This is a genomic window from Actinoplanes sp. NPDC021490 (assembly GCF_055562135.1).
On record NZ_JBVHFW010000009.1, the window covers coordinates 306,318 to 322,319 of the forward strand.

At 66.7% G+C, this 16,002-nt stretch carries 19 protein-coding genes and 1 pseudogene; 9 read left to right on the top strand and 11 right to left on the bottom strand.

The annotated features are described in order from the left end of the window. Positions 1–1,521: a hypothetical protein gene (locus tag ACZ3I4_RS24650; RefSeq protein WP_465384358.1), complete on the top strand. Its 1,521-nt coding sequence runs from the start codon at positions 1–3 to the stop codon at positions 1,519–1,521. 5 nt (positions 1,522–1,526) lie between these two features. On the opposite strand, the gene ACZ3I4_RS24655 is transcribed toward ACZ3I4_RS24650, so the two are convergent. Beyond that, a complete protein-coding gene (locus tag ACZ3I4_RS24655; protein WP_465384359.1) occupies positions 1,527–1,766 on the bottom strand; it encodes a hypothetical protein in 240 nt (79 codons plus the stop codon). Here ACZ3I4_RS24655 and ACZ3I4_RS24660 point away from each other — a divergent pair. Next, entirely contained in the window at positions 1,746–1,979 is a 234-nt protein-coding gene (locus tag ACZ3I4_RS24660) for a hypothetical protein (RefSeq protein ID WP_465384360.1), read from the top strand. The genes ACZ3I4_RS24655 and ACZ3I4_RS24660 overlap by 21 nt on opposite strands. Before the next feature lie 62 nt (positions 1,980–2,041). Here ACZ3I4_RS24660 and ACZ3I4_RS24665 read toward each other — a convergent pair. From ACZ3I4_RS24665 to ACZ3I4_RS24675, 3 genes and pseudogenes are all read right to left on the bottom strand, one after another. Then, a pseudogene (locus tag ACZ3I4_RS24665) lies at positions 2,042–2,362 on the bottom strand (FAD-dependent oxidoreductase); the annotation flags it as partial. Beyond that, positions 2,326–3,477, bottom strand: a complete 1,152-nt coding sequence (locus ACZ3I4_RS24670; RefSeq protein WP_465384361.1) for an FAD-dependent oxidoreductase — start codon at positions 3,475–3,477, stop codon at positions 2,326–2,328. The gene ACZ3I4_RS24670 and the pseudogene ACZ3I4_RS24665, both read right to left, overlap by 37 nt. A 1-nt stretch (position 3,478) precedes the next feature. Further along, positions 3,479–4,036, bottom strand: coding sequence for a hypothetical protein (locus ACZ3I4_RS24675; RefSeq protein ID WP_465384362.1), 558 nt, complete (start codon positions 4,034–4,036; stop codon positions 3,479–3,481). 100 nt (positions 4,037–4,136) lie between these two features. Here ACZ3I4_RS24675 and ACZ3I4_RS24680 point away from each other — a divergent pair, with 100 nt between their 5' ends. Further along, positions 4,137–4,733 (top strand): TetR/AcrR family transcriptional regulator, encoded by a 597-nt coding sequence (locus ACZ3I4_RS24680; protein ID WP_465384363.1) that lies wholly within the window; start codon positions 4,137–4,139, stop codon positions 4,731–4,733. A gap of 4 nt (positions 4,734–4,737) precedes the next feature. On the opposite strand, the gene ACZ3I4_RS24685 is transcribed toward ACZ3I4_RS24680, so the two are convergent. Then, positions 4,738–5,253 (bottom strand): hypothetical protein, encoded by a 516-nt coding sequence (locus ACZ3I4_RS24685; protein WP_465384364.1) that lies wholly within the window; start codon positions 5,251–5,253, stop codon positions 4,738–4,740. A 672-nt stretch (positions 5,254–5,925) separates the two neighbouring features. Between ACZ3I4_RS24685 and ACZ3I4_RS24690 the strand changes: the two genes are divergently transcribed. From ACZ3I4_RS24690 to ACZ3I4_RS24700, 3 genes are all read left to right on the top strand, one after another. Further along, positions 5,926–6,372, top strand: coding sequence for a reverse transcriptase N-terminal domain-containing protein (locus ACZ3I4_RS24690; RefSeq protein ID WP_465384365.1), 447 nt, complete (start codon positions 5,926–5,928; stop codon positions 6,370–6,372). Next, a complete protein-coding gene (locus tag ACZ3I4_RS24695) occupies positions 6,308–6,883 on the top strand; it encodes a reverse transcriptase/maturase family protein (protein ID WP_465384366.1) in 576 nt (191 codons plus the stop codon). Before ACZ3I4_RS24690 ends, ACZ3I4_RS24695 begins: the two co-directional genes overlap by 65 nt. A gap of 92 nt (positions 6,884–6,975) precedes the next feature. After that, a complete protein-coding gene (locus ACZ3I4_RS24700) occupies positions 6,976–7,677 on the top strand; it encodes a group II intron maturase-specific domain-containing protein (RefSeq protein WP_465384367.1) in 702 nt (233 codons plus the stop codon). A gap of 144 nt (positions 7,678–7,821) precedes the next feature. On the opposite strand, the gene ACZ3I4_RS24705 is transcribed toward ACZ3I4_RS24700, so the two are convergent. Further along, positions 7,822–8,547, bottom strand: a complete 726-nt coding sequence (locus ACZ3I4_RS24705; RefSeq protein WP_465384368.1) for a pentapeptide repeat-containing protein — start codon at positions 8,545–8,547, stop codon at positions 7,822–7,824. 553 nt (positions 8,548–9,100) lie between these two features. Between ACZ3I4_RS24705 and ACZ3I4_RS24710 the strand changes: the two genes are divergently transcribed. Both ACZ3I4_RS24710 and ACZ3I4_RS24715 read left to right on the top strand, forming a co-directional pair. Then, complete coding sequence (locus ACZ3I4_RS24710) at positions 9,101–9,394, top strand: hypothetical protein (protein WP_465384369.1); 294 nt, start codon at positions 9,101–9,103, stop codon at positions 9,392–9,394. 145 nt (positions 9,395–9,539) lie between these two features. Further along, a complete protein-coding gene (locus tag ACZ3I4_RS24715) occupies positions 9,540–9,890 on the top strand; it encodes a hypothetical protein (RefSeq protein ID WP_465384370.1) in 351 nt (116 codons plus the stop codon). A gap of 247 nt (positions 9,891–10,137) precedes the next feature. On the opposite strand, the gene ACZ3I4_RS24720 is transcribed toward ACZ3I4_RS24715, so the two are convergent. From ACZ3I4_RS24720 to ACZ3I4_RS24730, 3 genes are all read right to left on the bottom strand, one after another. Beyond that, on the bottom strand, positions 10,138–10,764 hold the full coding sequence (locus ACZ3I4_RS24720) for a hypothetical protein (protein ID WP_465384371.1): 627 nt from the start codon (positions 10,762–10,764) through the stop codon (positions 10,138–10,140). Positions 10,765–11,083: 319 nt separating this feature from the next. Further along, positions 11,084–11,743 carry a response regulator gene (locus ACZ3I4_RS24725; protein WP_465384372.1) on the bottom strand — a complete coding sequence of 220 codons (660 nt, stop codon included), beginning with the start codon at positions 11,741–11,743 and terminating at the stop codon, positions 11,084–11,086. Between the two features lie 8 nt (positions 11,744–11,751). Next, positions 11,752–12,927 (bottom strand): sensor histidine kinase, encoded by a 1,176-nt coding sequence (locus tag ACZ3I4_RS24730; RefSeq protein ID WP_465384373.1) that lies wholly within the window; start codon positions 12,925–12,927, stop codon positions 11,752–11,754. Between the two features lie 173 nt (positions 12,928–13,100). On the opposite strand from ACZ3I4_RS24730, the gene ACZ3I4_RS24735 reads away from it, so the two are divergent. Then, on the top strand, positions 13,101–14,027 hold the full coding sequence (locus ACZ3I4_RS24735) for a hypothetical protein (RefSeq protein ID WP_465384374.1): 927 nt from the start codon (positions 13,101–13,103) through the stop codon (positions 14,025–14,027). Between the two features lie 235 nt (positions 14,028–14,262). Here ACZ3I4_RS24735 and ACZ3I4_RS24740 read toward each other — a convergent pair whose 3' ends face one another. Both ACZ3I4_RS24740 and ACZ3I4_RS24745 read right to left on the bottom strand, forming a co-directional pair. Then, positions 14,263–15,096, bottom strand: a complete 834-nt coding sequence (locus ACZ3I4_RS24740) for an SAM-dependent methyltransferase (protein WP_465384375.1) — start codon at positions 15,094–15,096, stop codon at positions 14,263–14,265. A 485-nt stretch (positions 15,097–15,581) separates the two neighbouring features. Continuing rightward, positions 15,582–15,803 carry a hypothetical protein gene (locus ACZ3I4_RS24745; RefSeq protein ID WP_465384376.1) on the bottom strand — a complete coding sequence of 74 codons (222 nt, stop codon included), beginning with the start codon at positions 15,801–15,803 and terminating at the stop codon, positions 15,582–15,584. Positions 15,804–16,002: the final 199 nt, after the last annotated feature.

Genomic DNA, 16,002 nt, shown 5'->3' on the forward strand with positions numbered 1-16,002 from the left:
ATGACGTCCCCCGCGAACTCCACCAAGTCGTCCGAGCTGGCCCGCATCGCGGCCGAGGCGGCCGGCAGCTACTTCTCCTCGGTGCAGTTCACCCTGACCCACGGGGCCGGCCACGGCCCCCCGCCGACGCCGATCATGGACCCCGACAAGGAGGATCCGAACGGCTGGCCGACCGACTTCTGCCACTTCTCCGCGGCCGGGTTGTCGGTGTCGGTGTCGACCTGGCCGTCGGCGATGTCGGCGTTCAGCGGCCGGGTGCAGATCGGCGCCGACGAGGAGCCGGGCGAGCGCGACACGTATTCGTATTTCGGCCATGCCGTTCCGAATCCGGGCTTCCTCAACCAGTCCACGCGCAAGGTCGAGGTGCTGATCACCCTGGGCACCACCCACTGGTCCCCGACCTATCGCGAAGCGCTGATGCAGGCGCTGATCATCGAGAAGCTGACCGGCCTGGCCGCCGAGCGCGACGCCCCGGTGCTGCACCTCCACACCCCCGTTGCTCCGGTTCCGCTGAGCATCCGCTCCGAGCGGGGCGACGGCTCCAACGAGCGGCTGCGGGACGCGATCGCGCCCTGTCTGCGGTTCTCGATCGGGGTCGACCCGCAGATGTCCGAGGTGCGGCTCGACTTCGAGACCGAGTTGGCCGCGCTGGCCGAGGAGTACGGCTTCGGGCTCAAGCTGAGCGATCAGCGGTTCAATCGCGTACGGGGGGAATGGTTCACGATCCGCGGCTTCGACCGGGAACGATTCCGGCAGGCGCGCAACCGGCTGTTTCCGAGGGCGTCGGCCAACACACCACGCCGGGCGGCCGTGGTCAGCGTCGTCGGGCCATCCCGTACGGGCACGACCGCGGCGGCGGTGGCGGCCCTGCGCGAACGCGGAGTCGGGGTGCTGGCCGCGTCCATCTCCAGCATGCGCAAGACGACCTTCATCAACCTGGTGCTGCCGGTGGCCCCGGATGTGCCCGACGAGCTGCCGCAGTGGTCGGGCGGCTGGCTCGACGCGCTGCCCCGGCTGGGCGCGCTCGCCCCGCACCGCCCACCGGTCGCCGACCGGGCCGACGAGAGCCTGATCGCCGACTGGAAGGTGGCCGTGAGCCCGCCGATGCGCTGCACCTACCCGCCGTCGAGCCACCAGACCGGCGCCACCACCACCGGCCGGGTGCCCTATCCGATCTGGCTGTGGTGGCAAATTCCACACCGTACGGTAGACACGCCCGCGCTGCTGGGAGTCGTGCAGGCCGCGCTGCAACCGCACACCCGGCACTGCGAGATCGCCTATGCCCAGTCGCGCCTGTGCCGGGGCGACGTCGTACGCGGGCGGGCCAAGCTGATCGTGATGCTGTCGCAGGAGACGCGCGACCACGCGGCCGTGCAGCGCCTGCTGACCGACGCCACTGAGGCGGCTCAACTGCGCATCCGGGAACAGTTGCCCGCCCTCGGCCGCGTCGACCCGAGCAAGGTGCGTCTGCGCCTGTCACCGCGCGAGCGCTGGCTGACGTACGCGGGAATCTCGGCCTGAAGTTCTCAGCGGCCGTACGCCTCGAGCAGGCGGAGCCACACCTCGCTGACGGTGGGAAACGCGGGAACGGCGTGCCACAGCCGGTCGATCGGAACCTCACCCACAATCGCGATCGTCGCCGCGTGCAACAGCTCGGCAACGTCCGGCCCGACCAGCGTGAACCCCACGATGACGTGCCGTTCCTCGTCGACAACCATGCGGGCCCGGCCCCGATAGCCGTCAGCGTGCAGGGCAGAACCGGCCACGGCGGCCAGGTCGTGATCGACAACCCGGATCCGCAGCCCGCGGCCTCGGCGGCGGCCGCGGTCAGCCCGACCGACGCCACCTCGGGATCCGTGAAAACAACCTGCGGCACGGCCCGCTCGTCGGCCGTGGCAACGTGCCGGCCCCACCGGCCGTCCGCCACCGCTTCGCCCCGGGCCCGCGCCACGATCACGTCGCCCACCGCCCGCGCCTGATATTTGCCCTGGTGGGTCAGGAGCACGCGCCGGTTGACGTCGCCCGCGGCATAGAGCCACGCCGGACCGTCGACCACTCGCATCGTGTCGTCGACGATCAGCCAGGAGCCCGGCTCGAGGCCGATCCGGTCAAGGCCGAGGTCGTACGTGTTCGGCGTCCGCCCCACCGCGACCAGCACTTCGTCGGCCTCCAGCTCCTCGCCGTCGGTGAGCGTCAGCCGCACCGTGCCGTCCCGGCGCACCGACGCGACCTCCGCGCCGAGCCGGACTTCAGGCAACGACTTGGCGACCAGCTCCCCCGCGAACGGCTCGGCCTGGGGCAGCAAGCCGTCGCGGGCCAGCACCGTCACCACGGAACCCAGGCTCGTGAACGCGGTGGCCATCTCCGACGCGACGACGCCACCCCCGATGACGGCAAGCCGGCCGGGATCACGCTCACGGCGGCGGCCTCACGACTGGTCCAGGGCGCCGACTCACGCAGACCGGCAATGCCGGGAACCAGGGCGCTGCTGCCCGTAGCGATCACGACCGCATGGCGGGCGGTAAGCCGAACGCCGCCGTCGACTTCGACGGTCCGATCCCCGCCGATGCGGCCGTGCCCGCGGTACAGCGCGATCCCGGCCCCATCGAGCCACGACGCCTGCCCGTCATCCGACCAGTGCGAGGCAAAGACATCCCGGCGGCGCAATACCGCGGCCACGTCAAGCCCGCCGGTAACCGCCTCCCGTGCCCCGGGCAGGTCTTGCGCCGCCCGCAGCGCGGCCGAACTGCGCAGAAGCGCCTTGGTCGGCATACAGGCCCAGTAGGAACATTCACCGCCGACGAGCTCGCGCTCAACGATGGCGACAGTCAGACCACCCCGCACAACCCGATCGGCAACGTTCTCCCCCACCGGCCCAGCGCCGATGACAATGACGTCGTACTGCGCGTCGGTTGCCCTTGGCTGCGCGTTCCCCGCGCCGGCCGACGTTGGCTGCGCGCTTTGCACGCCGGCTGCCACTGACTGCGCGCTCTGCACGTCGGCTGCCACTGACTGCGCACTTTGCACATCGAATGGCGTTGACTGCACGTCCTCCGAGCCGGCTGGCCTTGCCTGCGCGTTCTGCACGTCGGCTTCCGCTGGCTGCGCGTTCTGCACGCCAGCTGCCGTTGACTGCTCATTTTCGGTGCCGGCTGGCGTTGACTGCGCGTTCTGCACCTCGGCTTCCGCTGGCTGCGCGCTCTGCACGCCAGCTGCCGTTGACTGCACGCTCTCCGCGCCAGCCGCCGTTGACTGCGCGTTCAGCACGTCGGCTGTCCTTGACTGCACGTTCTCCGTGCCAGCTGGCCTTAGCTGCGCGTTCTGCATGCCGGCTGCCGTGGACTGCGCGCTTTGCACTTCGGCTGCCGTTGACTGCACGTTCTGCACGCCAACTGGCGTTGACTGCACGTTCTCGGTGCCGGCTGGCGTTGACTGCGCGTTCTGCGCATCGACTGGCGTTGACTGCGCGTTTTCCATGTCAATTGTCCTTCGCTGCGCGGCCGAGGCGGACGGCTGAGATGAGGAAGAAGATGGCGCCGGGGATGGCGTAGCCGATCGCGTTGGTCAGCACCGGGTCGTCCGCTCCGGCGGTGGCGATGAACGAACCGCCGGCCAGCACCGAGATGCCCCCGCTGATGATCATCGGCCACTGGCCGCCCATGCCACGCCGGGTGACGCCGACGATCAGCTGGATGAGCCCGGCGACGACGGCCCAGGCGCCCCACACGCGCAGGACGGCCGGGATGCCGGACGCGGCGGCGAAAGCGAGACCGGCCGCGGCGAGCAGGCTGACCGCGATGTTGGCGTAAAGCAGGGCCGGAGATCCCGTACGGCGGGAGGCTCGGGCGTCGACCACGGCGGCGGCGACGTCGACGAGCGGATAGAGCACCAGCAGCGTGACGGCGAGCGGGCCGAGGTGGTCGGCGGTCGTGAACATCACGAGGGCCCAGACGACGGCGAACCCGAAGCGGGCGAAATACAGCCGCCGCAGGACGGACGCCGTGGTCGAGATGCCGGGCGTGGCGAGCGTGGTCATGGCACTTCCTAGAGGAAGAACGAACGTTCTGTCGCCCCAAACGATGACCGTCGCGGCGTCACTTGTCAAGAACGAACGTTCTGTCGCTACCATGGGACGCATGGCGCGCACCGCAACCGAGCCCCGGCCGTCCGAGGCCCGCAACCGGCTTCTCGGCACGGCGAGCAAGATCTTCTACGCCGAGGGCATCCACTCGGTCGGCGTCGACCGGATCATCGTCGGGGCCAACGTCACCCGGGCCACCTTCTACCGGCACTTCCCCGGCAAGGAAGACCTGGTCGTGGCCTATTTGACGAGCGCCGACGAAGCCCTCCGCGGCCAGGCCTCGGCGGGCATGGCGGCCAGCGGTTCACCCGCGGACGCCGTCCGCGCCATCGCGGCGTCGATCGCCCAGGGCATCCAGTCGCCGGGCTTCCGGGGGTGCGCCTTCCTCAACGCGGTGGCCGAATATCCCGACCCCGCCCACCCGGTGCACCAGGTCGTCCTGGCCCACCGCCAATGGTTCCTCGACACGATCAACACCCTGATGGCGCAGATCGAGGAGACCCGGGCCGAAGCGGCCGCCCAGCACTTCGTCATGCTGCGGGACGGCGCCATGGCCGCCGGCTGCCTCTTCGACCCGGCGGCAATCTGCGAAACCTTCCTCCGCGGCGTCGAAGGCCTGGTCGTCACCCACGGGGCACGCCACCAGGCCTGATCAGTCAGCCTTTCCCACGGCGTACGCACGGCGCGCCGGCCTCGACCGGCTCAGAGCAAAGAGTGCCCCAGGTGACCGGAACCGTCTCGTGCCACATGGCGACGTAGATCGCCAGACCAGCCTCGTGCACCTGCCGCGGCTGTCGGGCGAAGTAGCGCACGACCCACTTGTCACGCCCGGGCGGCCAGCCCGCGAGCTGGCCCTGCAAAGCAACGTGCGGCCCGCTCCACCACAACTCCGCGGGACCGGTGGCTTCCGGAACGGGCGGCGGCCACCCGTCCTCATCGACGATCAGTCCGACGCCGGAGGGCGTAAAGCAGACGAGCGCCTGGTGATACCAGTCGGACACCTCGGAAAGCAGCGCGTGCCGTTCCAGCCTCTGCGAAACCGATCGGTCGATGACGCGGTACGGCATCCGGCCGGGCCCCATGGCGGTACGACCGTCGAGCAGAACGTCCAGGCCCCAGGTCCAGTGCCCGTCGAGATCGATATCCGCTTCTGCCGAGATGAGGTGCGACACGAGGTCGCACGAAGTGAGTGAGTACGTCGATTGGAGGCCGGGTTTGATGCCCGAGACGTAACTCCGGTCAGTATCTCCAGACCGGTCCCCGACCTGACGTGCGTGGCGAGTAATTGCCGGGTGCGGAGCTCAGGGAAAAGCCCAAGGGCACCCATCCCGACTGGGTGTGTTACAGGTCAGGGGAAGGCCGAAAGGGTGAATATGGTGAACCCTCGTTGACGCCTCGTCACGGCAACTCTCCGGGTCGGTCATGCAATACCGGGGAGACAAAGGGGCTGGCCGCTGGAAGTCGGCAGACGACGACCGAGGACTCATCGACGGTCGTGTGGATACCGTCGCCTCCGGGGTTAAGAGGGCACCCGACCCGGCCGTGTCTCACGCGTGTGGAACGTGGAAACCCCGTTACGGTCCGCAGCATTATTGCGGTAGGCCGACCGTGAGGAGAGTTTAACTCCATGACGGGAACAGGACGCCCAAGAAGCGAATGCCGGTGACTGAAAGGTGACAGGAAAGCGGCGGCATCAACGACCGGTCCTCCGACCGGCCGCCGTCGTATAACTGGCCGGATACCGGGTCTGGTGCCCGGCTGCGAAAGCAGGCTGACGTGTGGCGGGTGAGCCTTTGACGATCAAGCAGCGGAACCACCCGAACCGAAGGACAACTTAGACACAGATGACGGCCTTTGCTTTCGATGTTGCGATGGCGGCCCTCGGAGTGAACGGACCTGAGGACGACTCTCCGAGCTGGGACAACGTCGCCTGGCGACGCCACGAGGAGAACGTACGGCGGCTACGAGGCAGGATCTTCAAGGCGACGAAGGACGGTGACTGGCCTCAGGTCAGGAACCTGCAGAAATTGATGCTGCGGACCTGGTCCAACACGCTGGTCAGCGTGCGCCAGGTCACGCAGCGCAACGCTGGACGCGCGACGGCGGGCATCGACGGGCAGGTCGCGTCGACCTCCCCGGCACGCATGAACCTGGCGGAACAGACCCATCGCACCGCACAGTCGTTCATGCCGCTCGCGGTCAAACGGGTATACATTCCGAAAGCCAATGGAAACAGGCCCGCTCGGCATTCCCGTCATCTCGGACCGCGTCCACCAGGCGCGGCACCGTAACGCACTGGAACCCGAATGGGAGGCCCGGTTCGAGCCCAAGAGTTACGGGTTCCGGCCGGGCCGAAGCTGCCAGGACGCGATCCAAGTCATTCACGTGACAGCCTGCGGAGCAGGAGCGAAACGCGTGTGGGTGCTGGACGCGGACCTCACCGCAGCATTCGACAAAATCGACCACGACCGTCTACTCGCCACCATCGGGGATTTCCCCGGCCGGACCCAAATCCGGGGCTGGCTTAAAGCGGGAGTGTTCGAGAAAGGCAAGGGATTCGCCCCCACTGACGCGGGAACCCCGCGAGGCGGGGTGATCAGTCCATTGCTGTTGAATATGGCGCTGCATGGGCTGGAAGAGGCGGCAGGAGTCCGACACGAACGCAGCGATCCGCAGCGGACGAAACGGGGCTCGCCTTCGCTGATCAGGTACGCCGATGACATGGTCGCCCTCTGCTACTCCAAGCAGCAGGCCGAAGACGTCAAACGCGGCTCGCCGCCTGGCTGGCATCCCGGGGTCTGACCTTCAACGAGGACAAGACGAGAATCGTCCACCTCGACGAGGGGTTCGACTTCCTCGGGTTCACCGCCCGCCGACGCAACGGCAAGCTGCTGATGAAACCCAGCAAGGCCGCCGTCAAACGAGTCAGGCAACGCCTCTCCGCCGAGTTCCGGGCCCTGCGCGGCTCGAACCCGGCGACAGTCCTCGCGAAGATCAATCCGATCGTGCGGGGCTGGGCGAACTACTACCGAGGGGCCGCATCGTCCATCGTGTTCGCAACGCTGGACGTGCACTTGTGGCGGCTGGCCTACAAGTGGGCCTGCCACGGCCATACCCACAAGCCGAGACCCTGGATCGTCAACAGGTACTTCGGCCGGCACAACCCGGACAGGCAGGACCGGTGGGTGTTCGGCGACCGCACCAGCGGCGCCTACCTCCCCAAGTTCGCCTGGACGAAAATCGTCCGGCACAGCCTGGTCCGCGGGGACGCGTCTCCGGACGACCCCGCCCAGGCCGGCTACTGGGCCGAACGGCGCAGCAAGAGAAGACCGCTGCTCGACCGCAGAACCCTGCACCTGCTGCGCAGGCAGCACGGGTCCTGCCCGATCTGCGGAGAACTGCTCCTGCACGCCGACCGCGAGCCGGAAAGCCCACGCGAGTGGGAACAGTGGCACCGCACCACCCGCAAGGCGATAACCAGGCAAATCATCGCCACCTACGGAAACGGCCTGCCGGACGATGCCCGACTCGTTCACTCCTACTGCCTCCGCCGAACTATCGGCGGACAGCAGGAACCAGCACTTCTGCACTCCTGAAATCGCCGCAGTGGCTTGCTTGAGCCGTGTGCCGCGACGAGTTGCACGCACGGTTCTGAGGGGGCCCCGACGCAGCAATGCGTCGGGGCTACCCGACTGCACTCGCTCAACCCAATAACGGTGCAATCATTAGCGGTGCCACGGTTATGAGTTACAAATGCCGCGAATCATGCCGAGCCGATCCGAAGTAGCGCCTGGTGGCAGTTTTGTTCTTTCATCCAATATTGCGCCACGGAGATTAGTTTCCCGGCGTCCTTCGGCATTCGGATAGACGATTGAAGCGGCACTCAGGTCCGCCCCGCAGAGGAATGCATTAACCAGATTCGCCCCTTCGAGGTCTCCCGATAGCATCGCGCCATCCAGGCGCGCACTCACCAAGTTGCTGCCGCGAAAGCTGACGTTTGTAAGCACCGCACCACGGAAATTCACTCTATTGGCAATTCGATCACGAAGCTCTAAGTTATTTATCTTTGCTCCGGAAAGGTCAGCCGGTATAGCCTCATAGCGAGTGTCCGGCAATAAGAACCGTAGCGCTGCTACCACGTCAGCTGGAGACCCACCGTTTCCTGTCGCGCTGGTTCGAACGATAGCCGCTAACACTGACTGCACTTGATAATAGTATGAACTGTCGTCCTTCGCAATTCGGTCGAGTGCGTAAACGCCTCCCATTCGGACACTCAGGCGTTGCGATCCGATTTGCTCAACCGCCGCCGTGAACCTATCCGCAGCCTGACCTTTCGCGGTGAACTCTAGTGTTTTCTCGCTCGTGACATCGGCACTTGTCGTCGCCTTCCAAGCGACGGCGGTGGGGCCTGCACTGCCGATCAGCGCACCTAGAACGCCGACAATAGCGACTGCAAGGGCGGTCATACCCGGCGGGCCGCCGCTCGAACGGGTTCTGCGAGTATGCCGTCGACGGGTTGCGGTGGGCCTCATGAGACCACTCAACAACACGGCGGCAAACCCGAGAAATACTCGCGGCAGCACCGATCCGAGTGTTGTGTAGCGAGTCTTTCGCGACTACTTGACACGGTCATCTTCACATCAGAATAGCATTCAGGTTCTTGAGCCGCTGCAGCATCACTCCCGCCATAACTGGCGGACCGAGCTATGCCACCAGGCCGACATTGGCTCGGTCTCGCTGACGATTGCTGGCCAGATGTCGATTGCTTATAGCCAAGGCTGCGTGTTGAGCAGACCCGGGAACCCCAGGGCGGTACCCATGACCACCTTATCTCCCACCGCTTACACAGCGACCTTCGTCAGACAGGCGCATCGGCGGCGAAGTAACCACCTCGCGCTAGTGAGCCGACGTCCATTGCCGCCGATAGTTCGCGCAGGACCACCGGCGGTTAGGCGCGACCAGCGCGATCTTGTTGTGATCGAGTGCACTGATCTGCCGCCGATAATGCGCGGTGGCCCCGTGGTGGCCGACGTGCGGGGGCCGGGCCCGCTCGAACGCCCGCTCGTACCGAGGGGCCGCGAGCGACGTACGATCACCCGGCCGTGCGGCTCGGACGCGGATGCGATGGAGGACGGATCGATGGAGAGCTGGGATCCGCTGGTGGTGCTGATGGCCAAAGGGCTTGGTTATTTGTTGTTGATCGGAGCCATCTGCACCGTTCTTTACTTCGTCATCAAGTACGCGGTCAGCGCCGGCATCAAGCTCGCCGCGGATGATCTGCGAGAGGTTTCCGGAGCCTCGCGGCGCGAGTAGGGGATCGTCGATCCTGGGACCGAGGGTGGGAGCATCCGGATTTCCCGCGAGTCGAGCGCTAGGCTCTGCAGCGATGGCGGTCGGCCGGGTGCGCAGGCTGCTGAGAAGCGAAGTTTCCAGTTCGTGTCGCTGTCAGAATCTGTATGTGGATCGCGACGACATGGCGGCAGCTGCAGAGCATGGCAGGCGTACGGCTCAAGCGCTCCCTGCTCTGGCGGCGTGGTTGCTCACGGAGGACGCCTACGAGCGCGGCGGCGTACCCGATGAGGTCCTGAGCTACATGCAGGACCACATCGGCGACCTTTTGGGGCAGCACGCAACCTCAACGGCAGCCGACTTCCTGCGTCGGCACGTCGCGACCGGTGGCGATCTCGCCAGACTCGCTCATGACCGTTCCGCACTTATCGAGCTGCTCACGCTCATCGACGGGCACCGGCACCAAGATCCAGAGCTGGAGTGGCGAGCGGATCGCCCCTCTGATAGCCATCGCGACTAGGACGGCGTAGCTGGTCGTGTGCGTGATACGCGAACAGTATCCTGAATAGCCACGACCGAACCGGACCCAAGCCGCGAGACGCACTCATCTGCCGCCGACCGGTTGTGGTGATCGCCTGCGAGGCGATGGGTCTTCGTAACCTTGCGTCATGATGAGAAGTGGATCCGGGCGCCCGAGCATCAGGATGGCGGGGGCCGACGTGATGCTGGTCTGGGCTGCCAGTGTGGCGGTGTGCCGTACCGGATCTCTACTTGTTGGCGCGAGGGGGTATTGCAGCGCCATTAGGTCGGCTTGGGGCGGTCTCGCTGGCGAGCCGGTCGTCGAGACCTGATACGCGGGCGTCGCCATGAAGCTCGCGAAGGAAGGAAAACTGCTCGACGGATCCACTGACCCCGAGGGTGCGCCGTGCTACGGCGTGAAAATCGTCGCGGGTTTGATCCAATTGGTGGACGGCGGCGTCCCACTGGTTTCGATCAAATTCGTCGCGTAGCGCCACGCGCACAACCGTTCCGGCAGCTTCACGCCAGTGGCGAGCGGCTTCGACAGTGTTGGCATCGCCGAGTAGCAAGAGCGCTTCCCAGTCCTTCGAGTTGCGCTTTTCGGCTTCCTCCAAGTCCTCGATCGCTGCAGCACGATCCAGTTGGAATGCTGTGGCCGCCTGCCGGTGCGACGCCGTCAGACGGTAGGAGAGCCTGACGGCGTCTTTTAGTGTTGCGGTGAAGGCGATGTACGAGTCAAGGCGCCGTTGGTCCCAGCGGACCGCTTGGTCTCGTCTCCAGCGTAGGCGGTCGGTCAGTGTGCTGGATGCCATCGCGCCGACGGCGCCGATGATGACTCCGACTAGGGCGGGCAGCTGATCGATCAAAGCCGTCATAACTATCAGGGTGCGGCACTAGCGCAACGATGATCGCTGATCAATGGCAGCTCTCGACCGCGCGCATGTCGACCTGCTTGCGATTGGCCCGTCAGAGGTCATCGTCGACCACGGGTCGATGTATAGGCAGGTCGACGTACTCATTTGCCGCCGAAAACGCGCTGTGCTCACGTGGCGTGCCGACGGGCGTTATCTTGACGATCCTCAGAAAGAGTCGCCAGCCAGTAGAAGCCGACGGCAGTGCCATCGTCATTTGTGTACGTTGCGCTGTGGAAGTGGCGGATGCCGGGCGGGTCGGTTGCGCGGTCGCGGGAGCTGGTTAGCGGTTGGGGCCGGCGCGGTGGGCGAGGATGGCGGCCTGGACGCGGTTGGTGAGTTGGAGTTTGGTCAAGATCCGGCTGATGTGGGTCTTGACGGTGGATTCGCCGAGGTGAAGCCTTTTGGCGATGTCAGCGTTGGACAACCCGTCGGCGAGGGCTTGGAGGACTTCACGTTCCTTGTGGGTGAGTGAGCGCAGCCGCTGTTGCGCTTCGGCCTTTGCCGGTTCGGTGGGTTCGACGTCGGGTTCGATGTCGCGGGCGAAGGCGTCGAGTAGGCGGCGGGTGATGCGGGGGGCCAGCATGGCGTCGCCGGCGTGGGCGGCCCGTACCGCGGCGATCATCTCCTCTCCGCTGGCGTCTTTGAGCAGGAACCCGACGGCGCCGTTGCGGATGGCGGTGCGGACGTACTCGTCGAGGTCGAAGGTGGTCAGTACGACGACCTTCGGCGGGTGTGGTAGCTGACCGAGTTTCGCGGTGGCGCTGAGGCCGTCGGTGCCGGGCATGCGGATGTCGACCAGGGCTACGTCGGGGTGGTGCTGACGGGCCTGGGTGACGGCGTCGGCGCCGTCGGCCGCCTCCGCGACCACGGTGAGGTCTCCGGCGGAGTGCAGGATAGTGCGCAGCATGGCCCGGACCATCCACTCGTCGTCGACGACCATGACCCGGATCATAGGAAGTCCTGCAGGGGGACGGGGATGGTGGCGGCGACTTCGTACCCGCCGTCGAGGGTCGGCCGGGCGGTGAGGTGGCCGCCGAGGAGGTGGACCCGTTCGCGTAGCCCGACAAGCCCGTTTCCACCGGGCGGTAGCGCAGGTGCACCGGCGTGGGCGGGCGGTTCGTTGTGGACGGCGACGCGCAGCGTGTCGGGGTCGTACTGGATGTAGACCCGGGTGGTGGCGGTGCCGGCGTGCTTGTGCACGTTGGTGAGTGCCTCCTGCACCAGCCGGTAGCCGGCTTGCTCGACCATGGACGGCAACGTGCGTGGTTGCCCGGCCGATTCGATGGTGACGGAGGTACCGGCTGCCCGAGACTGTTCGACCAGGCGGGCCACGTCGGCCAGGGCGGGCTGGGGCGCGAGCGGTGCGCCGGGTTCACCGGTGCGCAGGACGCCGACGAGAGCGCGGAGCTCGTCGAGGGCGTCCCGGCCGATGGAGCGGATCCGACGGGCGAGCACCGGGCGTTCGGTATCGGCGGCGACCTCCAGCGCGGTGGCGTGCAGCACCATCAGGCTGACCCGGTGGGCGACCACATCGTGCATATCGTGGGCGATCCGGGTGCGTTCGTCGGCACGGGCCCGCTCGGCGAGCAGGTGCTGTTCGCGTTCGGCTCGGTCGGCCCGCTCCCGGAGGCCGGCCAACAGGTCCCGCCGGGCAGCCACCCACAGTCCGAGCAGGGTGGGTGCCAGACACACCGCGACGCTGAGCGGGATGATGGAGTCAAGTCCCTGCCGCCAGAACGGCACCGCGACCGCGATTGTCACCACGGTGGTGATGGCCGCGACGGTACGCCGGGATCGTTGGTGGCTGCCCAGGCTGTACTGGCCGATGATCACGGCGGGGTACGCCGCGGCGATCACCCACGCCACCAACGCGGCAACGACGAACAGCAGCGGCCGACGCCGCCGGGACAGGGTCGCAGCGCCGATCAGCATGCCGAGGCCGATGGTGACCGGCGGTGGCGGGTGCCAGGGCAGGTAGGGCGAGCCGCCGAACAGGGTGGAGTCCATCGCTGGTCCCGCGGTACTGATCGCGCAGACCGCGGCCAGGAGCCCGTCGACGGCCCGGTCGCGCCGCAGCCAGGCCTCGCCGAGCCACGTCGACCAGGCCACTCTGGCGGTGCTCATGGGCCCGAGTGTAGGCAGCCGGGCGGTCGCTGAAGTCGTTCAAAGGAGGGAGATCAGCGCAGGCGGCAGCCATCCTTCGACGGACCCCGCGACGACCTTTCGCTGACGCGGCGGTCCGCGACCGGTCCATAGCGTGGTGTTGACCACGCCCGATCATGTCGAGGAGCGCAGCGATGCCGACCGGAACACAACCCGACCGCCGGACCGCCGATCAGCTCCCTGCAGGCGGTGAGGGAAGGCTGACCCGCCCCTCCCGTATCGCCCGGTCCCTGCTGGTCGCCTATACCCCTTACGCGGCCGTGGCGGCGATCCTGCTGCCGATGGCAGCCGGTGACGGATTGCTGGTCACCGCCGCCGTCATCGTTTCGGCGCTGGCCGGGGTGGTCAGCCTCGTCCTTGCCCTGCGCTTCGGCCGCCCGGCGACGCGCAGGCAAGTCATCGCGGTACACACCGCGTTGGTACCGATCCAGTTCGTCCTAAGTATCCCGTCAAGCATCGTGCTGCTGGGAATGCTCATCTCTGCTGCGATCGCGGTGGCGATGAAGCCGGTATTCCCGCGGCTCAAACCGGCACCGCGCAGGTTCTTCCTCACTCTGCACGTCGGCTTCTCGGTAGCCTGGTTGGGCCTATCGCTGTCGATGACGGCATTGAGCATCATCGGGCTGGCCACGGACGAGCCGGCGTTGCGTTACGACGTCTACCGGATCATGCACATCTTCGACATCGTGTTGGTGATTCCGATCGTGCTGCTGTCTCTCCTCAGCGGCCTGGTGGTGTCCCTGTTCACGAAGTGGGGGCTGACCCGCCACTGGTGGGTACTGATCAAGTTTTTTGTCGCCCTGAGCATCCCTCTGGTGGCCGGCTTCGCCCAGGAACACTGGATCGCTGACCTGATCGAGCGCACCGCCGCCGACCCGCCGGCCGGGCCGGGCAGCCTAGGCGTACGGCTGGCCGTCTGCATGATCGTCTACGTGGCGCTGCTGGCCACCGCCACTACGCTGTCGGTGTACAAACCGGGCGGCATGACCCCTTGGGCTAACCGCAGCCGCCCGCTACCGGCCAAGGCCGTGGCCGCCGCTGCAGCCGAAGGCGGTCGATGAGCGGCCCACCCGCCCGTCTGGACCTGCGGACTGTCCACGCTACAGCCGGGCCGCCTGCGATCTCGGCGAGCAGGTCGGCAGCAGCGAGCCGGCGAGCCAATATCGCGGAGGGTCCTTCGACTTCGCCGCGCCATCCTTTACTTTCGGCCTCCGAGATGCGGCGGGCCAGGCGATCGCTGCCTTGCGGCAATCGGTTGTGGCGGCCAGAGTCTGAGCGGCGGTTAGCGACCGGCAGCTAGGGCTTGCGGGCCACCGCGCCGTAGACCGAGACCTGCGGGTCCGATGGCGGTGGCTGATCGGTGGGCTCACCGAGGTCGGGTCGCCAGGCAGGCAGGATCTGCAGTCCGGGATCTACCAGTTCCAGGCCGGTGAAGAACTGTTCGATCTGCTGCTTGGGACGGACCTTCATGGTGACACCCTGCCGACGGTAGACCTCCGTCACATGCGCCCAAGCCTCCGGGCGGAAGTCGCCGGTCAAGTGGGACAACGCCAGGTAGCTGCCTGCCGGCAACGCTGTCAGGAGGCGGTTGACGATGTCCCACGGGTGGTGCTCGTCGCCGATGAAGTGCAGGATCGCGATGAGGAGCAAGCCGACCGGGCGGTTCAGGTCGAGAGTGTCGCTCAGGGTCTTGGAGCCGAGGATCGAGTCGACGTCGCGCAGGTCCGCGTCGATGTAGTCGGTCTTGCCGTCGGGATGACTGGTCAGCAGCGCGCGGGCGTGGGCGAGCACGATGGGGTCGTTGTCCACGTAGACGATCCGTGAGCGGGGGTTGATCGCCTGGGCGACATGGTGGACGTTCGGTGCGCTCGGGATCCCTGTGCCGATGTCGAGGAACTGGTCGATGCCCTGCTCAGCCAGGAAGCGAACCGCCCGGCCCAGGAACAACCGGTTCTCGCGCGGTGGAATTCGGCTGTCCGGGTTGGCCTGCAAGCCCTTATGGGCGGCCTCGCGATCGGCCGCGAAGTTGTCCTTGCCGCCGAGGAGATAGTCATATACCCGGGCGGGGTGCGGGCGGTCGGTGCGCAGGTCCACCCGGGTTCCGGGATCCAGGTCGTCTTGTTCGGACATCCGTGACATCTCCTTCACCGGCCTCCCGCGGGCGGGTCGGCTACCGCAGGATCCTAAAGATCGGCCGGGGCCAGGTCGAGGCCTTTCCGAAATCGCCTAGCGTTGATGCCCTTCACCACGATGGACATGCGGTCTGACCGTACGATGATTCGTCAGCGGGAGGGCTGGGCGTAGGCGTCAGCCAGGACTCAGTGGGCGACCCAACGGTGGTGGGTCGACATTGTTTCCACAGATGGTCGGGGCGGTCGCGGCTTTCAGGATGGCCGCGATGCCGAGAGCGGCCGATGGCCAGAGACCGGCCTGCTGCGGCAGCATCCGCATCCCCCTTTGACTATTGATGCCTCACACAGAGGCCCGCATCTGCGGTGGATTCGCGTGGTGGCTTGCGTGCGCCCGGTGCGTTTTCCTGAATGCGTGGTCATGCTTCGTGGGTGGTTGCGGTGATTAATCCATGCCGTAGCCGGGTGCCGGCCAGCTGCAACTCATCATTCGGTGGTTGCGGTCAGAGATGAAGAACGAACAAGTGTTGGATTCGCCTTTGCTTCGGTGACGGATCCGACGCTGCGCTGCAATGCCTGAGCGTGAATCAGGCCGGTGACCGTCTCGTCACCGGAGTTGTTGGCCGCTTCGACGAAGGCCGGGTCTGCGGCGTACCTGCTAGTCAGGCGGCGCCGACGACTCTGATCAAGGCGGCTTGCGCCGGGCACCGATGCACCGCAAGCAGCGCCGGGCCGGGCCGGGTTGCACGCAGGCAGCGCCACACCCCCAACAGGGGCCGGCGGCTCTGCCGTGGGTCGGGCAGCACCGTCGCCGCGGCGTTCGCACAGTGGCTCAAAGCCCCGCAACCAGGCACTGAGCAGGTCGCCGTCGCTAGCCGCCGTGCCAAATGGATAGACGTGGGTTGAT